We start from the raw sequence: 24788 nt of genomic DNA on the forward strand, positions 1-24788 counted from the left end.
GGCAAGCGATGTTCCATCAGGGCCTTTTGCGGACAGCGTGGTTGCGGATACCGCTCGAACGGTGGAAGGAGCAGGACGCCTTCCTCAAGGATGGTGTCCTCGCCCTGGCGCTTACCCTGCTGGCCTTCGTGCCGACCCTGTCGGCCATCGGGGCGCAGATCGGCGATCTGCCCGAGCGGCCGGCGAACGCGCCGGCCCTCGGACTGATCCTGGCGCAGACCCTGCCGTTGGCGGCCCGCCGTCGCTGGCCCGCGGGCTGTCTGGCTGTCGTCGCCGTCGCGTTCGCCGTGCACCAGGCGCTGGGTTTCGCGACGACGTTCGGCAGCATGGGGCTGTATCTGGCGCTGTACTCGTCCGGAGCCCACCAGGTCCGCTTCCGCCAGGGTCTGGCGGGCGTGGCGAGTGCGGGGTATGTGGCGCTGGCCGTCGTCCTGCACCGGCTCGGCTCCCCACAGGACGTGACGGACTATCTCGCGTTCTATCTGGTGCTGGCCGCGGTCCGGTTGGCGGGGAGCGGTGTGCGAAAGCGGCGCGGGGAAGAGGCGGAACGGCGGCGGCTGGCCGCCGAGGTGGCCACTGCCGCCGAGCGGGCGCGGATCGCCCGGGAGCTGCACGACGTGGTCACCCACCATGTGACGGCCATGGTGGTGCAGGCGGACGCGGCGCAGTTCCTGATCACGTCCGCGCCGGAACGGGCCGCTACGGGCATGGCCTCCGTCAGCGACACCGGCCGCCGGGCCCTGACGGAGCTGCGGTATCTGCTCGGGGTGCTGGAGGCGACCGGCGAGTCCACGACCGCCGGGTCCGCGACCGACGGCCCCGCCCATGAAGGCTCCTCGCACGGGAGCCGGGGACCCGCCCTCGGCCGGGTGGGAGACCTCGTCGAGCAGGCCCGCAGGTCGGGTCAGCCGGTAAAGCTCAGCGAGCGGGGCGAGCGGCGGCCCCGGAGCGTGGACGTGGAGCTGGCCGCGTACCGGGTGGTACAGGAAGCGCTCACCAACGCGATGAAGTACGCGACCGGGCAGCCGACATGGGTCCTGGTCCGGCACGGCGAGGATCGCGTCGAGATCGGGGTGACCACCGACGGCCCCGCCCCCGTCACCTCGCCGGCGGCCGTACCGGCCACCCGCGAGCCGGGCCCCGAGGGCGGACGAGGGCTGGCCGGGCTGCGTGCCCGGGTGCGGATGCTCGATGGTGAACTGGAGGCCGGACCCCGGCCCGGGGGCGGGTTCGAGGTCCGTGCCACGATTCCGTCCGAGCCCGAGCCCGTTCAGGAGTGACCCCGTGAGCGATGCGCCACCACCGATCCGTGTGCTCGTCTGCGACGACCAGGAACTGGTGCGGACCGGCTACGTCACCATCTTCTCGGCCCAGCCCGACATGGAGGTCGTCGGCGAGGCCGAGAACGGGCACGCGGCGGTGGAAGCCGCGCGGCGGCTGCGCCCCGACGTGGTCGTGATGGACATCCGGATGCCCCTGCTCGACGGCATCCAGGCGACCCGGCAACTGGCCGGCCCCGGCGCCGGGGAACCGCCGAAGGTGCTGGTCGTCACGACGTTCAACGTCGACGCCCATGTCTACGACGCGCTGCGCGCCGGAGCCAGCGGCTTCCTCCTCAAGGACGCGCCGCCCGCGGAGCTGGTGAACGGCATCCGGACCGTCGCCCGGGGCGAGGCCCTGCTGGCGCCCGCCGTCACCCGCCACCTCATCGGCCACTACGCCGAGCACCTACGCCCGGCCGAGTCCTCCCGGCCGGCCAGAGAGGACGTCGTACGCGCGCTGACGCCCCGCGAACTGGAGGTGCTCCGGCAGATGGCCGAGGGGTTGTCGAACGCGGAGATTGCGGCGGAGCTGTACATCACCCCCGAGACGGTCAAGACCTATGTCTCGCGGATCCTGGCCAAACTCGCCCTGCGCGACCGGGTCCAGGCGGTCGTCCTCGCCTACCGGCTCGGACTGGCGTCCGGCACACCGTGAACCGGCGGGCCGGACCGGCACCCCACCCGCACCCGCACCCGCGAAGCACAGCCACAGCCACAGCCACCGGCACCGGCTCAGCGCCGATCCATCGGTTGATCTGCGGCGGTGAGCCCGACTGCTGGTCGCGAACAGGCCCCGCAAAGCTGGGGTTCATTGGACATCTGTCCTGCCTGTCGTCATTCGATGGCTTCTTGACGAAGGCGGTCACGGCAGGTCCCACGGCTTCGTTCCGGGGACCGGGACGCACCGTTCCACGATTGCCTACGCGCCGATGAGGGTTGCAGTGTCCGGTGGGCGATGCACAGGCCCTGCTTCGCCTCTTCCTCGGTTCCGCACCGGACGGGGTCCTCGTGTTCCAAAGGCCGCGTTGTTCCTGGGTGCGACAGGACCAGCCTCCATCCGGGCTCACATGCTCATGTTCGCCGCTACTGCTCGTTGACGGCGAGACCGGCCACGGGCGCAGCCGCCTGGGCCTGATTCGGCTGGGCGCGATTCGGCTGGGCGTGATTCGGCTGAGTGGCCGTGGCCCTCAGCGTCTCGAAGGCGGCCGCCGTCGGGCCGGCCGGTTCGGCTTGATAGACCACCAGTTGCTGGTGCGGGGCCCCGTTGACCGTGAAAGCCGCGAATTTGATGTGCAGGTCTCCGACCTGGGGGTGTTTGAGGTGCTTGCCTTCCTGGGACTTGCTCTTGACGTCGTGCAGCTGCCAGATCCCGGCGAACTCCTCGCTCTGGGCGGACAGTTCCGCCACGACTTCGGCGATGCGGACCGATTCGGGGTCGTGTCCGTAGGCGGCCCTGATTTCGGCGACACAGGAGTGCGCGGCTCGCTCCCATTCCTGGTAGAACTCGCGCCCTGCCGGGTCGACGAACACCATGCGGGCGAGGTTGTCGAACTGGTCGAACCCGATATGGAGAGCCGTGGCGAGGGAGTTGGCCGCCATGATGTCGAGGGCCGGGCCGACGACGAAGGCCGGAGTGTGATCCCATCCGTCCATCAACTGCAACAACTGCTGGCTGACGTCCGTCTCGCCCCGGTCGCGCGGGCGTTGCGAGGCGGTGAGGCAGAGGCGGTTGAGATGGTCTGTGGCCTCCGCGTCCAGTTTGAGAGCCTGCGCCACGGCGTCGAGGACCTGCGGAGACGGGCTGTTCTCGCGTCCCTGTTCCAACCTGATGTAGTAGTCGGAGCTGACTCCGGCGAGCAGCGCGACTTCCTCTCTGCGCAGTCCCGGCACCCGGCGTCGCCCGTGTTCGGGCAGACCGACGTCGTGTGGCTTCAAGGCTTCTCGGCGGGCTCTGAGGAAATCACCCAAAGGTGTCCCATTGCTCATGCGGCAAGACTAGATGGTTCTCAGCCGATGAAAGGTATCGGTCGCATAATGCAACACAAAATGACGCATCTTCCACGCAGGGTAATTGTCCGCCTTGCTCGACCGGGTTTGCCGGTCCTCCGTGACTCGCTGCGGAGGCCCGGCTGTCGGCAGGGGCAGCTGAGAGCGCGCCCCCGGGGGACCGCAATCCTGGGTGTAATGCACCCACCGTCGGCAGAACTCTTCCCGGCGTTCTCCGCCTAGCCTTGGCAGCATGGACAACGACACACACCCTGACTCGGTTGGAGGGCTGGGTCAGTTCCTCCGCTCCCGCAGAGAACGCCTCAGCCCTGCCGCGGCAGGACTGCCCGGCGCAGGCCGCCGAAGGGTGCCCGGCTTGCGGCGTGACGAGGTCGCGACGCTCGCGGGTGTCAGCCTGAGCTACTACGGCCGACTCGAGCAGAGCCGTGAACTCAGCCCCTCGCTCCGGGTGCTGGAGGCCATCGCCCGCGCACTGCACCTCGAGGAAGAGGACAAGCGGGAACTCTTCCGGCTGGCCCGGCCGGCAGCCCGCCGCACGAAGTCCCCGGTCCGGGTCGAGCGAGTCCGCCCGCACCTGCGGCAACTGATCGAAAGCTGGACCAGGACGCCGGCCTTCATCATCGGCCACGCCCAGGACCTGCTGGCCACCAACGCACTGGCCGACGCTCTCTACCGTGACTTCGCCCAGCACGACAACGTGCTGCGCATGCTCTTCCTGGACCCCGCGGCGAAGTCGTTCTACCAGAACGCGGAGCGGGCCCGGCATCGTGCGGTCGCCGACCTTCAGCAGACCGCCGCAAGCACTCCGGAGGATCCCCGCGTCCTGGAGATCGTCGGTGAACTGTCGGTGCGCAGCGGCGAGTTCCGCTCCCTGTGGGCACGCGAGTACACCCGGGTCCCGCCCTACGATGTCAAGCAGGTCAACCACTCTGTCGTGGGAGACCTGGAGTTGCGGCACGAGGCCCTCACCATCCGCAGCACCCCGGGCCAGCAACTCGTCATCCTCCAGGCCGAGCCGGGCTCCCCCTCCGCCGACGGACTGGCCCTGCTGGGCTCCATCAGCGCACCCGAAGGCTGATACTGGGTATTCCTCTCGGCGGCATCGGGAATTCCTTCCAGGAAAGCGCTGGAAAGACATACCTGGCTCGATTCCGGCGGATCGAAAACCAGCTGTCCCCCATCCCCGGTTTCTCCCTGCGGTTGATCTGGTGGGGCAGTGGGCTGCGCTCTCCGCGGGCCTCGGCTTCCGGCACCACTTTGCAGCAGCAGGCTGCCTACGGACTCCGGTCAAGGTTCCAGGCCGGCGCAACCCATGGACCAAGGGGCCGCTGCTGCCGTGACCGATGGTCCTTGGCTCATTGGAGCCGCTGCTCAGCCTGTGGTGCTTCGCCCGGACGTACGCCTCGTCTTCCTGGGTGTGGGACTCCCAGGAAAAGCGCAGCCTTCATGGCTTCGTAGCGGACGGGCACACTCGAACACGTCAACAGGAAATCCCCGAAAGGGGAAGCGACGAAAGAGGTTTTCCCCATGGCTACGTGGTTTGTCACCGGCGCCTCCCGTGGAATCGGTGCGGAAATCGCCCGTGCCGCTCTGACAGGGGGTGACAATGTCGTGGTCGCCGTACGGAATCCGGAGCGGGTGCCGGACGATCTGAAGAACTCGGACAAGGTTTTCGCGGTCGCCCTGGACGTCACGGACAACGACAGCATCCCGCAAGCGGTCGAGGCCGCCGTGGACCGGTTCGGCGGCATCGACGTGCTGGTGAACAACGCCGGCCGCGGCTTGCTCGGCGCGCTGGAGGAGATCACCGACGCGGAGGCCCGGTCGCTGTTCGACCTCAACGTCTTCGGCCTGATCAACGTCACCCGCGCCGTACTGCCCGTCATGCGCAAGCAGGGATCGGGCCGGCTGGTGCACATCGGTTCCCGCTCCGGTTTCGAGGGCGAGCCCGGTGTCAGCCTCTACTGCGCGTCGAAGTTCGCCGTCGCCGGCATCAGCGAGGCGCTCTCCGTCGAGATGGCGCCGTTCGGGATCCAGTCGATGGTCGTCGAGCCCGGTGTGTTCCGCACCGACTTCCTCGACGCCGGCTCCTTGTCGGTCGCCGCGGATCGCATCGCCGCCTACGACGACACCCCCGCGCACGTGACGCTGGACTGGATCGACCGGGCCAACCACGCCCAGCTCGGCGACCCCGTCAAGGGCGCCGCCCTCATCGTCGAGGTCGCCTCCACCGAGAAGCTGCCCACGCACCTCTACCTCGGGCGCGACACCCTTGAGCGGCTCGACGTCAAGTACCAGCAGGTGCAGGAGGATCTCGCCCCGTGGCGCGAGAAGTCCGCCGCCACCGCGCACAACGACGCCGCCTGACGCACCGCCGGGCGCCCGACGCATCCGGGCGCCCGCACCCACCCGGCTCTCCCCACCTCCCGAAGTCTTCCGAACGAACCTTCCGGTCAAAGAGGTTGAGGTTCTGTGATGTCTGCTGCCCTGCTCACCGGCGCTCCCTGGCCGGCCGTCTCGCCGTCGTCTCAGGCGCCTCCAGCGGCATGGGCATCGCCGAACTCGGTGCCACCGTGGTCGTTCCGGGTGGCCGCGTGCACGCCGCCGGGGCCTTGTGGATCACCGGGCCCCGGCACCCACACCGTCTAAGCTCCGGGCCATGCGCGTATTGGTCTTGGAGGACGATCCCGAGCTGGGGCCCGTCGTCGCTGCTCAGCTACGTGATGCGGGGTTCGCGGTGGACCTTGCGCGGACGCTGGCCGAAGCGGATCTCAAGCTCTCCGTCAACAGCTACGACTGTGTCGTGGCCGACCGCTCGGTTCCGGACGGCGACTCACTCACGCTGCTCGCCGCACATCGGCGGACGGGATCGGCGCTGCCCTTTCTGCTGCTGACGGCACTGGACGCGGTGAGCGACCGGGTGGCCGGCTTCGAGCACGGGGCGGACGACTACCTGGTCAAGCCCTTCGCCTTCGCCGAACTGGTCGTACGGGTACGGGCGTTGTGCCGCAGGGAGCAGCCCGCGCGGCTACCGGTCCTGCGGGCGGGTGATCTGGAGGTCGATCTTCCACGGCGCCGTGTGTCGAGGGCCGGGGTGCTGCTCAGCCTGTCGGCCAAGGAGTTCGCGGTCCTTGAGCTGCTGATGCTGCGCGCGGGTGAGGTCGTCACGCGCACCGAGCTGATCGAGAGCTGCTGGGACGAGGCGAGCGAGCCGATGTCCAACGTGGTGGACGTCCTGATCGGGCAGCTGCGACGGCGGCTCGGGCCGCCCGATCCGATCGGGACGGTGCGCGGCGTCGGCTACCGACTGGGCGACGAGGCGCAGGCGTGATCCGCCGGGACGCCGCGTCCTCCATGTCCTCCCTTTCACCCGCCGTGGCCCGACTGCGGCGCACCCGCCGGTTGATGACCCTCCTGTTCGCCTCGACGACCGCCGCCTGTCTCGTCGTACTCGCCACTGTCGCCATCCGCATCGATGCCGGATCCCGCCGGTCCGGCCTCGACCACGAGGTCGGCAACCGCGCCGTCGGCCTTTCGCGGGCGGTCTGGTTCGACGCGGGGACGCTGCACCTGGAGCCGCTGCGCGAAGACGAACTCGCGCAGGGCGCACAGGTGTTGGCCGTCCTGCACGCGGCGCCGGGAGAATCGCCGTCGGTTCGGAACGTCGTTCCCGCGCGCTCGGCGCTGCCCGATCAGGACCGGCTCGACGAGATCTGGCGGAGCGTCCTGGAAGAACAGGACACCGTCCTGGTCAGCGCCCCTTCCACGGACGGCGGGCGGCTGAGGTGGGCGGCGGCATCGGTCTGGGACGACGACCGGATCGGTGCGGCCGTACTGGTCGGCACGGAGCTGGCGCGCAGCGAACGCGATCACGACGTCCTCGTGCGCTGGCTGGCGCTCGGCTGCACGGCTCTCGTCTGCTGCGCGGCGGCCGTCGGCCACCTGCTGTCCGGCCGGGCCATGCGTCCCGCCCTGCGCGGGCTGGGGCAGCAGGAGCAGTTCCTGGCGGAAGCGGCGCACGAGCTGCGTACGCCGCTGGCGACGTTGCGGCTCGTGGTGGAGCGGGGTGGTTCTTCCGGTTCTTCCGACGAGGCCCTACGGCTGGTGGACCGGCTGAGCCGGCTGGTCACCGGGCTGCTCGCCAGGGCCCGCGTGGAGGCCGGTGCGCAGCGGGCGGAGCTGGTGCCTCTGCGCCTCGACCAGCTGGTGGAGACCACGGTCGAGGAGCTGCCTGACCATGAGGGCGTCACGGTGAGCTCCCAGCCGGTGGTGGTGCTCGGGGATCCGGATCTGCTGGCTCAGGCGGTACGGAACCTGGTGGAGAACGCCCAGCGGCACGGTGGCCCGGCCGGGGCGCCTGTGGAGGTCACCGTCGCACCGGGCCTGGTCACGGTCCGCGACCACGGGGCCGGGGTGCCGCTCGCGGACCGGGAGCGGGTCTTCGCCCGGGGAGTCACCGGGGAGTCCGAAACTGCCTCGGGAACGGGAACGGGAGCGGTCGCGGGAACGGGGGCGGGAGCGGGAACGGGGGCGGGAGCGGGAACGGGGGCGGGGCTCGCCATCGTCCGCTGGGTCGCCGAGCTGCATCACGGCACCGCTCATCTCGCGGACGCTCCCGGCGGCGGCTTGATCGCCGAGCTCCGGCTGCCGGCGGAACCGGCGGCCCGGACGTCCTCATCCTCATCTCATGAACGCCCCGGCACCGTGGGCGCATGAACCCTCTGCGCAAACCGTGGCTGCTGGTCGCCACCACCGCGGGACTTGGCACCCTGCTCCTCGCCGTGACCCTGCACGGCCTGCCCTACGGCGGCGACACCACGTCTGCCTCGACCATGGTGGCCATCCGGGTCGACCAGGTCGGCTATGTGCGCGGCGAGGAGAAGCAGGCGTACGTCATGGGGCCCTCTGCGGTTCTCGCGGAAGCGCGCTTCACAGTCGTCGACGCCAAGGACAAGATGGTCGCGGCGGGGAGGCTCGGAGCCGCCACCGGCCGCTGGAACGCCAAGTACCCCTCGGTGCGCACCGTCGACCTCTCCGCGCTGAACACCCCCGGCACCTACCGCATCGTCCTGACCGGGACCGCGGCCGGCCGCTCCCCCGCCTTCCGGATCGCCGACGCCGACGAGCTGATGACCCCGCTCGTCCGTGACAACGTCCGCTTCCTACAGGCGCAGCGCGACGGCGCCGACGTGCTTCCCGGTGCCCTGCGGCACGGACCTTCGCATCTGGCCGACGAGAACGCGACCGTGTACGCCGACCCGGAATACGACGAGGAGGGCAACGAGCTGCTCGACGAGCAGCTGACCCCGACCGGCGACCAGGTCGACGTCTCGGGCGGCTGGTTCGACGCCGGCGACTTCCTCAAGTTCACCGGCACCACCTCCTACTCGGTCGCCGAACTCCTCTTCGCCCAGCGCGACCTGCCGAACGCGACGGAGCTCTCCGACGAGGCTTCGCACGGGCTGGACTGGATCGACAAGATGTGGGACGGGGACAGCGAGACGCTCTACGCCCAGGTCGGCATCGGCGCGGGCAACGACGCCGTACGGACGGATCACGACGTGTGGCGACTTCCGGAGGCCGACGACCGACTCGATGTGTCCCCCGGTGACCCGGACTACACGATCAAGCACCGGCCGGTGTTCCGCGCGGCCGACCCGGGCGAGCCGATCAGCCCAAATCTGGCGGGCCGCGTGGCCGCGGTCTTCGCCCTCGCCGCACAGCGCGCGGCCGACACGGCCCCGGAGGAGGCCCAGGACTGGCTGGACAAGGCCGCCGCCGTCTACGACCTGGCGGACACCGGCCACGACCCCGACGAGCAGCTCGTCACCGCGTTCCCGGACACCTTCTATCCCGAGGACTCGTGGCAGGACGACATGGAGTTCGGCGGCGCCGAACTGGCCCTGGCCGCACGGGAACTCGGGGATGACCGGGAGGACGACTGGGCCGACGCCGCAGCCGGATGGGCCGGTGACTATCTGGACTCCGACGTCAAGGGCACCCTCGACGTCGCGGACGTCAGCGCCCTGGCCCACGTAGACCTGACCACCGTCCTGGCCGGCACCCGGACGAACGGCATCGGGGCCGAGGAGCTCTACGAGGACCTGCGCCGCCAGCTGGAGGACGGTGTCGCCCGCGCCGAGCACGACCCGTTCGGAGCCGGCGCCGTCTACGACGACTTCGACGCCGTACCGCACACCTTCGGGCTGGTGGCCACCGCCCGCCTCTATGCCAAGGCCACCGGGGACACCCGCTATGCGACCTTCGCCGGCCGGCAGCGAGGCTGGGCCCTCGGCGCCAACCCCTGGGGAACCAGCTTCGTCATCGGTGCGGGTGAGGTCTACCCGCACTGCCCGGAACACCAGCTCGCCAACCTCAGGGGCAGCCACGACGGAAAGGGCGCCATCCTGCGGGGCGCTGTGGTCAACGGCCCCAACGCCGCTGCGAAGCTGGAGGAGTTGAACAGTTTCCCGACCATGAAGAAGTGCGCTGCTGCCCCGCCGACAGGGGCCTGGACCGACTTCGACGGCAAGGGCGCGCGGTACGTCGACGACGTGGGCGCCTGGCAGACAGTGGAGCCCGCACTGGACTTCACGACGACGGCACTGCTGGCCTTCGCCCTGACCGCGCAGGGCGAAGGAGGCGAAGGAGGCGAAGGCCAGTAGTCCTGGCGCTCCTCAGGACGTGAGGTAACAGGACTTGCTCACGCCGGGCAGCGGATCGGTGCCGAATGCCGCCGTCGTGCAGCCGGCTCCACCGGTGAACGACTTGTACACGAAGCGGCCTCGAGCTCCGTAGGCGATGGTCTGCTGTCCACTGAAGGCGCACGTGCCACCTTCGGCGGAGCAGGTCGTGGCGTAGCCGACCGGGCCGCCACTCGCGGTGTAGCAGGCCTTCGACTCACCTGATATCGGGTCGCCGAACGTGGCATCGGTGCACGGGGTGTCACCGGTGGCCGTGATCGTGGCGAACGCTCCGAAGGCCCCGTACATCACCGGCTGTCCCGCTGCGGCCGAACAAGTTCCGCTCTGGTCGGCGCACTTGGTCCAGCCACCGGCCGGGGCTCCTGCTTGCGGCAGATAGCAGGACTTGGCCACGCCGTCGATGGGATCGCCGAAGTGGGCGTTGGTGCAGGCGACGGAGCCGTTCGTGACCTGGTGGGCGAAGTTGCCGTTGGCGCCGTACGCCACGTCACGGTTGTAGCCGGGCACGGCGCAGGTGCCACCCTCGGCCGCGCAGACGGTGTATCCGGGCGGGCCGTCCACGTCGGCGACGTAGCAGGACTTGACGAGATCGGCCGCCGGATCGCCACCGAACGAGCCGCTGGTGCAGGCGGTGCTGTCGGTCACTGTCCTGTACGTGTACGTCCCGGCGCCGTAGGCCACCGAGCGGGTGCCGCTGAAGGAGCAGGTGCCGCCCTCGCCCGCGCACCGGGTGAAGCCCGCGCGCAGGGCGCCGGTCCCCGGTTCGGCAGGCGGAGCGGGATTCCCCAGTCCGGTGGCGTTCACGGTGTAGCCGCCCGGAGCGACGCCGGTGAGATAGACGTAGGTGTCGTCCTGGCTCGCGCCGGTGATGCCGGACGTGGGCGTGAAGGTTCCGTTGCTCCAGACGACGTTGCCGTTCACGGACACCGAGATGCTGGAGCCGCCGAACTTCGGGACTCCGATACGGCCGGTGGTGCCGGACGGACTCGAGAGGTGTGCCGTGTAGGTGCCGGCGGCGGGGTCGCGGGACCAGGACCCGCTGATGGCGCCCTGCGGCATGGTGATGCGGCCCTCGGCGCTGGTCAGATCGCCGGGGTGCGGGACGAAGCGGTACGCGCCGTTCGCCGACTCCGGTGCGGTGCCGAGCACGTCGAAGCTGAGCGTGGAGGTGGGCGCGCTGGACCAGCCGTGGGCCAGGCTCATGAACGAACCGCCGTAGGCGAGGCCGCCGTCGGCCTTGATGCCCTCCCAGAAGGTGCTCTTGGTGCCGATGTCGCTGTTGAGCATGTGGCCCCAGGTGCGGCGGATCTGCGTCAGGGCGGTGTGGTCGTCGTTGGCGGCGAAGTGGGCGTTCAGCTCCATTCCGCCGGCGAAGGGCGAGACGTTGCCACCCCATTCGGGAGTGGTGGGGCCGTAGATGCCCCAGTTCTTCCCGAGCCCCGCGATGACGCTCTTCGACTTGGCCGTGGAGTCGGTCAACCCGTACCAGACCGCGAGCGAGTTGCCGTCCTGCGGGTACAGGGCGCTGGTCGGGTTGTCCTTGTACATGCCCTTCGAGGCGTCCCACAGACGGGAGTTGGCCGCGACCTTGACGGCGGCCGCCTTGTCGGCCCAACTCGCGGCGAGTGCGCTGTCGCCCTTGGCCCGGGCCAGGGTGACGCCGCCCTTGAGCGCGGCGTACAGCAGCGCGTTGGCGGAGATGTTCTCACCGCCCTGGCCGGACCGGGCCCAGTCCTGGGTACGAGTCACGTTGAGCAGGCTGTTGCCGTTGATCTTGTTGATGATGAAGGCCATCCCGCGCGTGTAGTCGGCCCATTCGGAGTCCAGCCACGCCCGGTCGCTGGTGTAGGTGTAGTAGGTGGCCGTGCCCAGCAGCGTCCAGGTGTGGTAGGTGTCCGAGCCGGTGAGGTTGAAAGGCGGGCCCGACCAGGGGATTTCGCCCTCCGCCGACTGCGCGTTGTACATCGTGGTCAGCGCGTTGCGGGTCGAGGTGAGGTCGCCCGAGTACACGTACTGCGTAGGTACGGCGATGCCCAGGTCGCCCGGCCACACCGTACGGTCGCGCTTGGCCCCGTCGACCAGGACGGAGTCGCCCACGCCGACGGTGGCGCCGTTGTCCCACGCCGAGGCCGGTGGCGGCCAGGCGCGGCCCTCGTCGGAGGCGATCGTGTTGAGTTGCACGGTGTACGCCCCGGCATACCAGATGCGGTTGAGCAACTCGTCGCTGGAGGAGAAGTAGTTGGCATAGTCGGCCGGGTTGGCCTTCCCCGGAGCCGCGGTGAAGGCAAGGCTGACGCCCGTGAGGTCCACCCAGCCCGAGGTGTCGAGGAAGACGGTGAGATAGCGGAAGCCGCCACGTTGTTGCGCGGTGGGCACCGTGTAAGTGCCGTTGGCGGAGACCGTGGCATAGAGGGCCCCGTCTTCGCCGTCGCGGCCGCTGCTCCGGTCGCTGTTGTTGCCCACGTACAGGGACGACTCGCTGAAGGCCAGGCCAACTCTCCGGCCGCTGTCGCTGGCACTGCCGAATGACAACGTTGCCACACCGCCGACCTCTTTGCCGAAGTCGAGGGTGACGGCCGACTGCGAGCCGGAGATCCGCGTCGGCCGTCCACCGAGGACGTTCTGCGGGTTCGCGACGCTGCCGGACGTGCGGTGGACAGCGGTCGGCTTGAGAGTGCGTGAGGTCGGCGAGTAGTTCAAGGCATCAAGCTCCGCTCGGGGCCTGGAGGTTGAGGTTCCCGCCGCGGACGCGGACGGGGCTCCGCCACCAGGCGGCGCGGGAGCCACGGCCAGTACGGCGGCCGCGACCACGGCGAGGCTGAGCAAGTGGTACCGACCTGGCGATCTGCCCAGCGGGGAACGGCGACGCATGGGAACCTCCCGGAGCGGGTGCGGGACATACGACAACACGATTTATGAAACGATTCAAAACTGTGGCCTACGAGACCGGCGACCGATCAGGCAGCGGGAAACGGGAGGGGCCTCGCCGAAGTTCCACCGATGATGGGCGCGCTGAATCGAGGTGTCAACCCGTCGCGACCACCGCGAACTCCCCTGCAACCAAGTCCCGTTGATGGCATTGACAGGGACCTGCCCAGCCGGTTCACTGCCTGGGAGACAGGTATGGACCAGTGCGCGATTCCGGCCCGGCTCGGTGAGAGCCGTCGGCCCGGCCACGCCCACCAACCGGTGTCCCCCATCGTGAAATCGAGGCGAGTTGCCGTGTCCTCACGAAGCTCAGACATCGTTGTCAGACCCCGGGTTCTCAGCTTCCTGCTGACGGTCGCCCTCGCCCTCGCGGCACTGGTCCCGGCCGCGTCGCCCGCGGCCGCCGCCACCCCGGTGTGCGTCCTGGCCTGTGACACGCTCGACCCCTCACAAGCCCGGCAGGAGAGCTTCCCGGTGCCGACCAAGGATCTCAACGGCCGACGCCTCGTACTGCACGTGTCCGACGCGGACGACATGGCCTGGGCCGGCATCGACAACGGCGTGCCCGGCGACGCGGTGTGGCTGGACCGCTCCTGGGACGGCGGCGCCACCTGGGAAGGACTGCTCGGCAAGGCGAGCGTCCCGACCACCTGGACCGGCACCAGGACGCTGATGTACAACATCACCGATCCCCGCAACCACAGGCGCGGGCTCGTACGGGCCTGCGGCGACGCGAGCGGGGTCGGCTGCACGGCGTGGGTCTACCCGACCGTCTGCGACACCGTCTGTGACGGCACCGACGCCGGTCAGGCCGCCGGCGACGACCAGCCGGTGCGGTCCACGACCATCTACGGCCGCACGGTCCGACTGCACGTGGACCAGAAGAACTCCATGGCCTGGGCGAGCATCGAATCCGGTGGCGCGGGCGACGAGATCTGGCTCGACCGTTCCTGGGACGGCGGCTCGTCCTGGCCCGACGGCTCCTCCCTCGGCCGTACCAGCACGCCGTCCGGAGCCACCACCACCCGTACCGCGATGTACGCCACCCGCGACCCGCGCGGTCTCCTCCACGGCGGAGCGGTCCGCGCCTGCGGCCGCGAGGCCGGCCACAACGAGGGCAGTTGCACCGCGTGGGTCAGGCCCGCGCCGACCAGGGCGCGCGCCGCGGCGGATGCGCTGATGACGTCGTACGACCCCTACAACGGCTGGTGGCCCAGCAGTTGGTGGAACTCCGCCGCCACCCTCACCTCCCTCATCGACTTCGCGAGGACCACCGGCAGGCACGACCACGACTGGGCCATCGCGCGCACCTTCGAGCAGAACAAGGGTGTCTTCCCCGCCGGTGTGCGCGGTTCGGACGCGATCGAGGGCCACTTCATCAGCCGTGCCATCGACGACTCGGGCTGGTGGGCCATCGCGTGGCTCGACGCGTACGACTACACGGGCGACTCCCGCTACCTCGACGAGGCCGTCACCATCGCCGACTACGTCCAGCAGTACTGGGATCCCAGCACCTGTGGCGGGGGCGTGTGGTGGGACCGTGAGCGGACGTACAAGAACGCGGTGACGAACGGGCAGTACCTCTGGCTGACCACAGCGGTGCACCAGCGCATCCCGGGCGACACGGTGTGGCTCCAGCGGGCGAAGACGGCCGCCGCCTGGTACAAGGCCAGCGGGTTGATCAACTCCTCGAGGTTGGTGAACGACGGGCTGACCTCGGACTGCGCCAACAACGGAAGCACCGTGTGGAGTTACAACCAGGGACTGGCCATCGGCGCCTTCACCGAACTGTGGAAGGCGACCGGGGACGACTCGCTGCTGACCACCGCACGCACCCTGGCCGACGCCGCCGTCAGCAGCCCGACGCTGACCCGCAACGGAGTGCTCACCGAGTCCTGCGACATCGGATCGGCGTCCTGCGACGACAACCAGAAGCAGTTCAAGGGCATCTTCATGCGGAACTTCGCCGACCTCGCGAAGGTCACCGGTTCCAGCACCTATCAGGCCTACGTCCAGAAGCAGGCGGACACGCTGTGGGCGCAGGACCGCAGCTCCCTCAACGCCCTCGGCCAACGCTGGGCCGGCACCAGCCCCAACCAGACCGACTGGCGCACCCAAGCCGGCGCCCTCGGAGCACTCACCGCCGCCGCGGGCTGACGACCGGTTCCGGCGCGCAGGGCGGGGCCGTACATCTGGGCAAACGGCGTTGAGCGCGGTACGAACGGCCGATGGGCGCCACCGGGATGCGGTGGGTCCCCCGGCCGTGGGAGGAGCGGCCGGGAGACGATGGAGGGGACGAGCCAGTGGGCGGGGTGTTCAGGCGGCCGGGGTGTTCAGCACGTACTCGCGCGAGGCGTGCACCTCGCTGCGCAGGGCGGCCAGGTCGACGTCGAGGACCTGGCCGTCCCACTTGCGGGGCTCGCCGTTGATGAGGACGGCGCTGATGTTGCGGGCGTCGGAGCCCAGGACGATCGTGCCGATCGGGTCGTTTAGGGGCATGTTGTTGAGGTCCTCGGCCTGGATGACCAGCAGGTCGGCCTTCTTGCCCGGGGTGAGGGAGCCGGTGACGGCGGCCAGACCGTTGGTGCGGGCGCCCTGGAGGGTGGCGAAGTCGAGGACGTCATGGGTGGTGATGCGGGAGGGCTGCCCGTCGGTGCCGTAGGCGGCGTTCACGGCGCGCATCCGCTGGATGGCGTGAAGGGCCCGCATCTGCGTGAACATGTCGCTGGCGAGGGCGACTTCGACGTCGATGCTCAGTCCGGGACGGATACCGACGGACAGGGCCTCGTCGACGGCGGGGATGGCTGTCTCCAGGCCGATCTGCGCGTCGGAGGTGGGGGCGAGGGCCACAGTGGTGCCGGTCTCCCCCATCGCCTTCCACGCCTCGGAGGTCAGCCCGGTGGAGTGGATGAGGGTGACGTCGGGGCTGAGGATGCCGTCCTTGGCCCAGCGCAGGACCGCCTCGGAGCCGGACGTGCCGAAGACGGCGTCCACGCTCACTCCGATGCCCAACTCCTTCGCGAATCTGGCGAGTTCAGGACCGTAGGCGAGCGCCGGTCCGGCGATCTCGTCGGTGGCCAGGGTCGCAAGGCGCAGCGTGAGCAACTGGTCGTCACTGCTGAAGTACTGCTCCTTGACGCGGGTCAGGTCGCCGGGCCACTGCCGGTCCCACGTGCCGAAGTGCGGGCCCATGGAGGCGTGCACGCCGCGGATGCCGGTGTCGACGAGGGCCTCGACGGCGGCGTCGGAGTGCTCGCGGGTGCGGGAGTTGTGGGAGAAGTCGAGCATGGTCGTGATGCCGCTGTCGATCGCGGTCAGCGCGGCCAGTCTGGTGCCGATGTACATGTCCTCGGGCCGGTAGACCGTGGCGTACCCGGCCAGGGTGGCCATGACGTAGCCGCCGAGGTCGTCGACGTCCGGCATGATCCGGCGCAACTGGGCCTCCCAGGCGTGCCGGTGGGTGTCGACGAAGCCGGGGGTGAGGATCGTGCCGGTGGCGTCGACGACCACGGCATCGCCCGCGTCGAGGTCGCGGCCGACGGCGGTGATCGTGTCGCCCTCGACGAGGAGGTCGCCGCCGTCGATGACGCCGAGGTCGGGGTCCATGGTGACGACGGTCGCGCCGGTGAACAGGATGCGCCGCCGGTCGGCGGGCCTGCGCCGGAGCTCTTCGAGCACGGCGGCGCCGGTGGTGTCGTTGACGTTCATGAGAGGTCTTCTTTCCGGACGGCGGAGACGGCCGGGAGGATGGGCCGTCCGCTGGAGAGGGGTGGGAGGGCGGGTCGCCAGGGGCGGCCGAGGCTGCTCGAACACCAGCCTCGGTCTCGCGCCCGCTGCGGCGACCAGGCCGCGGATTCCCCGGGTGTCGCGCACCCAGGATCGGGGCCGTGGGAGCGCCGACCGGGGGAGGGTCAGCCGAGCTTCATGACGTAGCCCGCGTGGTGCAGTTCGTCGCCCTGGAACTCCCCGTAGGCCCAGAAGCCGAGGTCGTCCAGGTAGTCGATGCGGTCGCCGTCGATCCAGTACCGGCCCTGGTAGGCGTGCGGGCGCCCGCCCCGGGTCTCGTCGTAGCGGCCGTCGGCGGTGAGCTCCTGGTGCAGGAAGTCGTTCCTGTCGATCCAGACGCCGACGCGCGGGCTGCCGGTCAGGTCCGCAACGGCCGGGATGCCCGCCTCGGGGGCGGTGGACCGGCCGGGGACGCCGGTGCCGGCCCACAGGACCGGCCTGCCGGTCGCGACGAGTGCGCGCACCTGCTCCGGCCTGGTCATGAGGGCGGCCACCGCGCTCGGTACGTCGGCGGCGAACTCGTCGGGCACCACCAGGAAGTCGGGAGTGTTGCCCGGGGTCAGCGTCGCGACGTACTCCGACCGGTGGCCGCGGCCGCCGGCCAGCGCCACGGTGTCCACGACGGCGGGAGCGATGGTCAAGCCGGTGCAGTCGACGACGATGGCCTTGTCGTCCCCCGCCGCGGTGACGATGGCGGGGCCGACCCCTACGATCAGGGAGCCGACGAACAGGAGGTCGGCGCCGGTCATGGTCCCGATCAGCGGGTCCATCGTCAGGATGCGGGCGTTGGTGAACAGGACGGGACGCCCCTCGTCGTTCGAGAGGATCTCGTCGAGGGCCTCGGGGTTCCAGCTCGCGGTGCTGGTGTCGGTGATGCTCATTGCGTGCTCCTCGGTGGAGTCGCCTCGTCGGTGTGGCCGATACGCGAAGTGAGCGCCGGTGCAGGTCCGAGGCGAGTGTTCGACAGCTACGGCGGCTGCTCGACCACCAGGTTCGTCGTGCGGTGGAATCCGAACCAGGCCGCGGTGTCCCCAGGTGTCCCGCACCCAGGATCCGAGTCGCCGCGTGCGACGGAGGGGACATGGGGCGGTCTCGGACGGCCCGCGCCGCTGCCGCACCGCACGAAGGGCCCCGTCGCTCGCGATGCTGGGTGCGCGGCACCCAGGAAGCCCTCACCTGGGGAGACGGCGGCCTGGTCGTCACCGGCCGCCGGGGCGATCGTAGAGCCATGACCAGCAACGACACGTCCCGCGACCCGCACCCCTACGTCGGAATGTGGGTGACCGCGGACGGCCATATCCGCCAGGAACTGCTGCCGAACGGCCGCTACGACGAAGCCCGCGGCAACCGCCGCAGCGCCTACACCGGGAGTTACACCGTCACCGGCAACCACCTCGACTACGTCGACGACACCGGCTTCACCGCCACCGGCGACATCCGCGACGGCGTCCTCTTCCACGAGCACCTGGTCCTCTACCGCGAGGGCGACGAGCATGCCCGGCAGTGAGCCTGACCATGACCAAGGTCCACCTGCGGGTGACCGCCTCCGCGCACCCCGAGTGTTCCTTCGGGCCGTTTTCCGTACGGGCCGTTTCTCCATTCGGCGTCCAGCCACTCACAGAGGCCACATGCGGCGACTTCCCCGGCCTCGAGCCAAGACATCCGTGCAGTCAGAGCAGTTCAAACGGCCGCCGGAGACAACGCTGTTGAACTCACGAGCAGCGGATTCAGTCCGTTTACCCAAAGTCCCGAATCCGCACGCCCGCTGAGACGTTTTCACAGGTCACAGGCCCGCACTGTGGGGCGGGTTGGACTCGAACCCACGGCCGCCGGATTATGAGTCCTTTGAGGATCTTGGCGGTCCTTGCCGATTCACGCCGTTCTTGCAGGTCAGACGTGCTGATCAATGTCAGCCCTGTCTGGTGCTTGTCGACCTGCCCCTGTCCTGGTGGCCCCGCAATGGCCCCTGACGGTCCTTGAGGCGAACCCTCGTCACAGCAGCCGCCGCGCCCACCCAGTTCAGCCATGAAGACGGAACCTTCGCACAGCGGAGTCCGTTACCGACGCGAGCTGCTCCACCCCTTGTACCTGGGTGGAGCATCGGCCCCCTGACACGGCCGTGGTGGCCTGGTCGCGGTGGCGATGAGGGCGGCGCAGCCTGAGATTACTGCGAGCAACGCGAACAGGTGCGGGTATCCGCCGAAGGGTGCTGCGAGGGCGGCACCCGCGAACGGTGCGAGGGCTGCGGCTGTGGTTGCCGGAGCCGTGAGGAGCCCGGACAGGTGGCCGTAGTGGCTGGTGCCCCATCGGTCGGTGACGGCCGTGGCCTGGAGCAGGGTGAGGTTGCCACGGACCATCCCGGCCGCGATCGAGAGGGCGATCAGGAGGGCGTACGGGCCCGGGACGATGGCGAACGCGGCGGTTGTCATGCCACCGAGCGCGAGGAGAGCGACCGTTCGCGCGGTGCTTCCGATATGGCGGGCGAGGGTGGCGTACAGCGTGCGGCCGAGCGTCTGGCCGGCGCCGCCGAGGCCGAGCGCCCAAGCGGCCTGGGTCGTGCTGTAGCCGCGATCGAGGAGCAGCGGTACCAGGGCGACGACCACGGCATACATCGCGAACGACGAGAGCGTGAGGGCAGCGGCCAGCAGCCAGAAGGTGCGGCTGCGCGCGACTGCCGCCGTACCGCCGACCAGGCTGGTGGAAGGGCGCGGAGCCTTGGGCCAGGGGCCACGCAGGGCCAGAGCGTGGGCGGGGACCGTCACGGCCGCCAGTACGGCGGCCAGCAGTAGGTAGGTGGTCCGCCAGCTGAAGTGGTCGGCGAGTAGGGCCGTCAGGGGTGCGAAGACGGTGGAGGCGAGGCCTCCGGCCAGCGTGACGATCGTCAGTGCGCGGATGTGGTCCGGGGCCCACCAGCGGGTGAGTGCGGCAAAGGCGGGCTGATAGAACGTCGAGGCCATGGCGAGTCCGGCCAGCGTCCAACCCGCGAAGAAGACCGCCGGATTGGGGGCGGCGGCCACGATCACCAGGCTCAGTGCGCCGAGGACCGATCCTGCGGTCATGACGAGACGCGGACCGCGCTGGTCCAGGATGCGGCCCACGCGAATGCCCGCGAGGGCGGAGACGACCAGGGCCAGGGAGAACGCCGCGGTGGTTGTGCCTGCGGACCATCCGGTCCGGGAGGTGATCTCCGGGTTGAGTACCGGGAAGGCGTAGTAGACGATGCCCCAGCTCGTGATCTGGGTGGCGCAGAGCGCCGGCAGGGCGGCACGGGGCCGCGACCGGTCCCCTGTTCCGGTCGCGGCCCCGTCAGTGAGGGCGTGGAGGTCGGTCACGAGCCGCAGCAACCGCCCGCCTGGTTCTGCTCGTCCGACTCGACGGCCGGGACGGTACCGATCTGGACGAGAGCGGGCGCGGGCGCGCAGCACCCTCCGGCGTCCTGGTCGGCCTCGGGGGCGTCGAACAGTCCGGCGCCGCCGCACACTCCGGTCTCCGGGAGGGTGAGTTCGACGCGGTCGGCGGATTCCAGGTCGCCGGCAATAGCGGCTGCGACGGATCGGACCTGCTCATAACCGGTCATCGCCAGGAACGTCGGGGCGCGGCCGTAGGACTTCATCCCGACCAGGTAGATGCCCTGTTCGGGGTGGGACAGTTCGCGGTGACCGTGCGGGTAGACGGTGCCGCACGAGTGCTGGTTGGGGTCGATCAGCGGTGCCAACTCGACCGGGGCCTGGAGGCGCTCGTCCAGGTTCAGTCGGACCTCGGAGAGGAAGGACAGGTCGGGGCGGAACCCGGTCAGCACGATGACCTCGTCCACCGGCTCCAGCCGTCGGCCGTCCTCGGCGATCAGGACCAGGCGGCCGCTGTCGTCGCGCTCGATGGCGTCGGTGCGGAAGCCCGTGACCGCGTCGGCGTGGCCGTCGTCCACCGCGGCCTTCGCCGCCAGGCCCAGGGCACCGCGGGCGGGAAGCTGGTCGGCCGAGCCACCGCCGAAGGTGGAACCGGAGATGCCACGGCGCAGGACCCAGACCGCCTTCGTGCCCGTGCCGTCGTCGGCCTTGGCGAGGTCGGCCAGGTAGGCGAGCGCGGTGAAGGCGGACGCTCCGGAGCCGATGACCGCTGTGCGCCTGCCTGCGTGGCGGGCCCGGGCGGCGGGGTCCTTCAGGTCGGGGACCTGGTAGGTGACGCGGTCGGCCGCTGCCTTCTCGCCGAGGGCGGGCAGTCCGCTGGCACCGGCCGGGGAGGGCGTGGTCCAGGTGCCGGACGCGTCGATCACCGCGCGGGCGAAGATCCGCTCCTCCCGGCCGTCGGCGTACTCGACGTGCACGACGAAGGGCTGGCTCTCGCGGTCGGCGTCGACGATGCGATCGCGGCCGGTCCGCGAAACGCCGGTCACGGTCGCGCCGAATCGGACACGCTCGCCGAGGACCTCGGCGAGGGGCTCCAGGTACTGCCCCGCCCAGTCGCCGCCGGACGGGTAGGTCGCCGGGTCGGGCCTGATCCAGCCGGTCGGAGCAAGCAGCTTCTCGGCGGTCGGGTCGACCACCTCGCCCCAGGTGGAGAACAGCTTCACGTGTGACCACTCCCGCACCGCTGATCCCGCGGCCGGTCCGGTCTCCAGGACGAGCGGCTCCAGGCCCTGGTCGACGAGGTGAGCGGCGGCGGCAAGACCGGCGGGACCGGCTCCGACCACGACGACGGGCAGCTCGGTAGGGGCAGGCGCGTTCACGGCGACTCCTTGCTTGTTTCGACATCTGTCGATGGCTTGCGCGGCCCAGCATGGCACCTGTATCGATGAGCGTCAACATAGACATTCATCGAAACTGTGCGGATTCCTTCGTGGCACACACCGACGTCGTCGTCATCGGGGCGGTCAGTCCGGACTCGCCACGGCTCATGCGCTCCTGCGGCAAGGCCTACGGCCGGTGGTGCTGGAAGCGTCCGAACAAACGGCCGGTTCGCGGCCGCGCCACGACGACAGCCTCACCCTCTTCTCGCCCGCTCGGTACAGCTCCCTGCCCGGCCTGGCGTTCCTTCACGCGGCGGAGTACCGTCGGCCCGGCCTGTTCGCCGGGCAGAGGGTGGTGGTGGCAGGAGCGGGCAACTCTGCCGTGCAGATCGCCGCCGAGCCGGCCCGCACCGCGCGCGTCACGCTCGCCAGTCGGGCACCGGTGAAGTTCGCCGCTCAACGCATCCTCGGCCGTGACCTGCACTTCTGGTTCAGGCGCACCAACTTGGACACGGCTCGACCCGGCCGCTTCATGCGCACCCCTCCCACGCAGTTGGTGATCGATGACGGCCGTTACCGCGCCGCGCCCACATCCGGGGCCCCGGAGAGGCGGCCCGTGTTCACCGGCATCGACGGCTCGAAGGCCATCTGGTCGGACGGGAGTCGCGAGGAGGTCGACGCGATCGTGACGGCGCCGGGCTATTGACCGGACCTGCCCTACCTCGCCGGTCTCGACGGCGCCCTGGACGTCACCGGCCACCCGCGGCTTCGCGAAGGCATTGCCGCCTCCATCCCCGGGCCGGCCTTCGTCGGTCTGGAGTGGCAGCGGAGCCTCTCGTCCGATTCGCCGCGAGGCGTGGGCCGGGACGCGGCCCGGGTGGCCCGCCGCCTGGCCGCTGATCATGCGTACCGCTGAGCGACCCTCCCCCGCTTGGTTCGACATGTGTCAACATAGACGCATGTCGAACATCAAGGCGTTGCCGCTACTGGAGCCAGAGGTTGCCGAGGGCGTCGTGCCGTGCTGCCCGCCGCTCACCGAGCGCCCCCTGACGGCCGAGGAGGCCGAACGGACCGCCGCGATGTTCAAGGCACTCGGCGACCCGGTGCGGCTCCGGCTGTTCTCGCTGGTCGCCTCACACGAGGGCGGGGAAGCGTGCGTGTGCGACATCTCCGACGTCGGAGTCTCGCAGCCGACCGTGTCCCACCACCTCAAGAAGCTCAAGGCGGCCGGCCTGCTCACCTCCGAGCGGCGCGGCACCTGGGTCTACTACCGGGTGGAGCCGTCGGTGGTGGCCGCGATGGGGCAGATGCTCGGCTCCCTGGGCTAAGGCCTTCGAACGGACCATGCGGACGGCACAGGCGGAAATCGGCGGCAACCCCGGACGGACCGCCGCCGATCACCGCCGCCTACTTCCTGCGGGTCATTCGGCGGACCGCGCCGGGCGGAATATGAGGGCCACCAGGCCCAAGCCGACCACGCCACCGATGAGTTGCGCGCCCACGAAGCCTGCGATGGAGCCGGGTGCGATACCCGCGAAGGTGTCGGAGAAGGTGCGCCCGATCGTCACCGCGGGGTTGGCGAACGACGTGGACGAGGTGAACCAGTACGCGGCGCCGATGTACGAGGCGACCGCGACGGGTGCGAAGCGGAGTTGGCCGGTGCGGGCCAGGCCGAAGATCAGCAGGACCAGGCCGGCGGTGGCCACCACCTCGCCCAGCAGGAGATTCCCGGCCGAGCGGTCGTGGGTGGACCACTCCACCAACGGCTTGCCGAACATCGCGTCGGCCAGGACCGCACCGGCGATCGCTCCGACTACCTGCGCGGGGACGTAGACAGCCGCCTCGCGGCCCGTGACGCCGTCGCCGCCCCGCCGCGCCGTCCACCACTCGGCCAGCGTGACCACGGGGTTGAAGTGGGCCCCCGAGACCGGGCCCAGCAGCAGGATCAGGACGCCGAGGCCGAAGACCGTGGCGATCGAGTCGGCCAGCAGTTGCACACCGACATCGCGGGTCAGCTCGGTGGCCTGGATGCCGGAGCCGATCACGACGGCGACCAGGAGGGCGGTGCCGATGAACTCGGCCGTCGCCCTGGCGGTCAGCGGCGTGCGGGGCGGGGTGGCACCCGGGGCGGGCTGCGGGCCGTGGCCCGTCACGGCGGAGGCGACGGCGGCCTCCCCGGCTCTGTCGTTCTCGGTGGCCTCGGTGGCGGTCAACAGGACTCCTCGGTGCGTGCGACGGCGACGGCGAAGACGGCCGCCGGGTCAGGGGCAGGACCGCTTGACGTTGTTCTCGGTGGTGGCGCGCGCCGTCTCGGCGAGAGCGGCGAACTGTCCCGCGAGAGAGGCGATGACATCGGGCTTGAGCCGGTAGTAGGTGAACCGGCCGCACGGCTCCGTCTCCACGACCCCGGCCTCGCGCAGCACCTTCAGATGGTTGGAGAGGTTGGTCTGTCTGACCCCGGTCTCCTCGATCAGGTGCGTGCTGCACAGCGTCTCCTTGGCGAGCAGGGTGACGATCTGGAGCCGGACCGGGTCCGCGAGAACCCGCATCAGATCAGTGTCGACTGACATCATCATGGGCTGATACTGTCACATCACTCCAGGCTGATACCAGCCCGGGGTGATCCTTGGGACCCGCATCCCCACGCACGTGGAGACCCATGCCCCGAAGGGGGATCCCATGACCGCTCCGCCCCCAGTCCTGCCTGACGATCACCTGGCCTCAGGCATCGCCCGTCTCGCCCCGCGCTACCGCGGGCGCTTCTCCCCGCAGACCATCCAGCGCCTGGTCATCGACTCCTACGAGCGCCTCGCCGAGAGCGCCCGTGTCCGCACTCACCTCGTGGTACCGGCCGAGCACCTCGCCACCGACCGGCTGGACGCGCTCGCCCACATCGAGGGCGCGCCGGGCAGCGGGCTGCCGGGGGTGCTGTTCGTGTGCAGCCACAACGCAGGCCGCTCCCAGATGGCGGCCGCCCTGCTCGCCCACCGCGCGGGCGGTCACGTCGTCGTCTCGTCGGCGGGCACGTTCCCCGCAGCCGAGGTCGAGCCGGTTGTCGCGCAGGTGCTGATCGAGGCCGGTGTGAACCTTGCGGACGCGTTTCCCAAGCCGCTGACGAGCGAAGTCGTGCGGGCCGCCGACATCGTCATCACCATGGGCTGTGGGGATGCGTGCCCCGTACTGCCCGGCCGCCGCTACCTGGACTGGCCGGTCACCGACCCCGAGGGCGCCCCGATTGCCGTCGTACGCGGCATCCGCGACGAGATCGACGCCCACATCACCGGACTGCTCGCCTCGCTGTCGAGCATCTGAACC

20 protein-coding genes and 1 pseudogene are annotated in these 24788 nt (G+C 70.1%); 13 read left to right on the forward strand and 8 right to left on the reverse strand.

What is annotated here, in order from left to right; translation table 11 throughout:
* Positions 1-8: 8 nt before the first annotated feature.
* Together G9272_RS05760 and G9272_RS05765 are read left to right on the forward strand one after the other, a co-directional pair.
* Positions 9-1280, forward strand: coding sequence for a sensor histidine kinase (locus G9272_RS05760; RefSeq protein WP_171395516.1), 1272 nt, complete (start codon positions 9-11; stop codon positions 1278-1280).
* 4 nt (positions 1281-1284) lie between these two features.
* Positions 1285-1977 carry a response regulator gene (locus G9272_RS05765; protein ID WP_253267723.1) on the forward strand — a complete coding sequence of 231 codons (693 nt, stop codon included), beginning with the start codon at positions 1285-1287 and terminating at the stop codon, positions 1975-1977.
* A 428-nt stretch (positions 1978-2405) separates the two neighbouring features.
* Here G9272_RS05765 and G9272_RS05770 read toward each other — a convergent pair whose 3' ends face one another.
* A complete protein-coding gene (locus tag G9272_RS05770; protein WP_171395518.1) occupies positions 2406-3308 on the reverse strand; it encodes a helix-turn-helix transcriptional regulator in 903 nt (300 codons plus the stop codon).
* 253 nt (positions 3309-3561) lie between these two features.
* Between G9272_RS05770 and G9272_RS05775 the strand changes: the two genes are divergently transcribed.
* From G9272_RS05775 to G9272_RS05795, 5 genes are all read left to right on the forward strand, one after another.
* Positions 3562-4407: a helix-turn-helix transcriptional regulator gene (locus G9272_RS05775; protein ID WP_171395519.1), complete on the forward strand. Its 846-nt coding sequence runs from the start codon at positions 3562-3564 to the stop codon at positions 4405-4407.
* Positions 4408-4856: 449 nt separating this feature from the next.
* Entirely contained in the window at positions 4857-5696 is an 840-nt protein-coding gene (locus G9272_RS05780; RefSeq protein ID WP_171395520.1) for an SDR family NAD(P)-dependent oxidoreductase, read from the forward strand.
* A gap of 292 nt (positions 5697-5988) precedes the next feature.
* Complete coding sequence (locus G9272_RS05785; protein WP_171395521.1) at positions 5989-6660, forward strand: winged helix-turn-helix domain-containing protein; 672 nt, start codon at positions 5989-5991, stop codon at positions 6658-6660.
* A gap of 23 nt (positions 6661-6683) precedes the next feature.
* A complete protein-coding gene (locus tag G9272_RS05790; RefSeq protein WP_253267724.1) occupies positions 6684-8045 on the forward strand; it encodes a sensor histidine kinase in 1362 nt (453 codons plus the stop codon).
* Complete coding sequence (locus G9272_RS05795) at positions 8042-9994, forward strand: glycoside hydrolase family 9 protein (protein ID WP_171395522.1); 1953 nt, start codon at positions 8042-8044, stop codon at positions 9992-9994. The genes G9272_RS05790 and G9272_RS05795 overlap by 4 nt, the downstream gene beginning before the upstream one ends.
* Before the next feature lie 12 nt (positions 9995-10006).
* Here the strand turns inward: G9272_RS05795 and G9272_RS05800 are convergent, their stop codons facing one another.
* The gene (locus tag G9272_RS05800) at positions 10007-12733 is read right to left on the reverse strand and encodes an MGH1-like glycoside hydrolase domain-containing protein (protein WP_253267725.1); all 2727 of its coding nucleotides are present in this window, start codon (positions 12731-12733) and stop codon (positions 10007-10009) included.
* Between the two features lie 762 nt (positions 12734-13495).
* Between G9272_RS05800 and G9272_RS05805 the strand changes: the two genes are divergently transcribed.
* Positions 13496-15118, forward strand: coding sequence for a glycoside hydrolase family 76 protein (locus tag G9272_RS05805; protein WP_253268174.1), 1623 nt, complete (start codon positions 13496-13498; stop codon positions 15116-15118).
* A 159-nt stretch (positions 15119-15277) separates the two neighbouring features.
* Here G9272_RS05805 and G9272_RS05810 read toward each other — a convergent pair whose 3' ends face one another.
* Both G9272_RS05810 and G9272_RS05815 read right to left on the reverse strand, forming a co-directional pair.
* Positions 15278-16669, reverse strand: coding sequence for an amidohydrolase family protein (locus tag G9272_RS05810; protein WP_171395524.1), 1392 nt, complete (start codon positions 16667-16669; stop codon positions 15278-15280).
* Between the two features lie 203 nt (positions 16670-16872).
* Positions 16873-17628 carry an Atu4866 domain-containing protein gene (locus G9272_RS05815; RefSeq protein ID WP_171395525.1) on the reverse strand — a complete coding sequence of 252 codons (756 nt, stop codon included), beginning with the start codon at positions 17626-17628 and terminating at the stop codon, positions 16873-16875.
* A 347-nt stretch (positions 17629-17975) separates the two neighbouring features.
* Between G9272_RS05815 and G9272_RS05820 the strand changes: the two genes are divergently transcribed.
* Positions 17976-18254, forward strand: coding sequence for an Atu4866 domain-containing protein (locus G9272_RS05820; RefSeq protein WP_171395526.1), 279 nt, complete (start codon positions 17976-17978; stop codon positions 18252-18254).
* 550 nt (positions 18255-18804) lie between these two features.
* On the opposite strand, the gene G9272_RS05825 is transcribed toward G9272_RS05820, so the two are convergent.
* The gene (locus G9272_RS05825) at positions 18805-20079 is read right to left on the reverse strand and encodes an MFS transporter (RefSeq protein ID WP_171395527.1); all 1275 of its coding nucleotides are present in this window, start codon (positions 20077-20079) and stop codon (positions 18805-18807) included.
* Complete coding sequence (locus tag G9272_RS05830) at positions 20076-21473, reverse strand: NAD(P)-binding domain-containing protein (RefSeq protein WP_171395528.1); 1398 nt, start codon at positions 21471-21473, stop codon at positions 20076-20078. The genes G9272_RS05825 and G9272_RS05830 overlap by 4 nt, the downstream gene beginning before the upstream one ends.
* A 31-nt stretch (positions 21474-21504) precedes the next feature.
* Here G9272_RS05830 and G9272_RS46130 point away from each other — a divergent pair.
* The 3 genes and pseudogenes from G9272_RS46130 to G9272_RS05840 form a co-directional block, all read left to right on the forward strand.
* A pseudogene (locus tag G9272_RS46130) lies at positions 21505-21852 on the forward strand (hypothetical protein); the annotation flags it as partial.
* A gap of 3 nt (positions 21853-21855) precedes the next feature.
* Positions 21856-22179 (forward strand): hypothetical protein, encoded by a 324-nt coding sequence (locus tag G9272_RS46135; RefSeq protein WP_367398588.1) that lies wholly within the window; start codon positions 21856-21858, stop codon positions 22177-22179.
* A 253-nt stretch (positions 22180-22432) separates the two neighbouring features.
* Positions 22433-22801, forward strand: coding sequence for an ArsR/SmtB family transcription factor (locus tag G9272_RS05840; RefSeq protein ID WP_171395529.1), 369 nt, complete (start codon positions 22433-22435; stop codon positions 22799-22801).
* A gap of 93 nt (positions 22802-22894) precedes the next feature.
* Here G9272_RS05840 and G9272_RS05845 read toward each other — a convergent pair whose 3' ends face one another.
* Complete coding sequence (locus G9272_RS05845; protein WP_437184256.1) at positions 22895-23686, reverse strand: aquaporin; 792 nt, start codon at positions 23684-23686, stop codon at positions 22895-22897.
* A 48-nt stretch (positions 23687-23734) separates the two neighbouring features.
* On the reverse strand, positions 23735-24049 hold the full coding sequence (locus G9272_RS05850) for an ArsR/SmtB family transcription factor (protein WP_171395530.1): 315 nt from the start codon (positions 24047-24049) through the stop codon (positions 23735-23737).
* Positions 24050-24152: 103 nt separating this feature from the next.
* Here G9272_RS05850 and G9272_RS05855 point away from each other — a divergent pair, with 103 nt between their 5' ends.
* On the forward strand, positions 24153-24785 hold the full coding sequence (locus G9272_RS05855; RefSeq protein ID WP_171395531.1) for a low molecular weight phosphatase family protein: 633 nt from the start codon (positions 24153-24155) through the stop codon (positions 24783-24785).
* The last annotated feature ends 3 nt before the right edge of the window (positions 24786-24788 follow it).

It is taken from the genome of Streptomyces asoensis, from assembly GCF_013085465.1.
Classification (GTDB): Bacteria; Actinomycetota; Actinomycetes; order Streptomycetales; family Streptomycetaceae; genus Streptomyces; species Streptomyces cacaoi_A.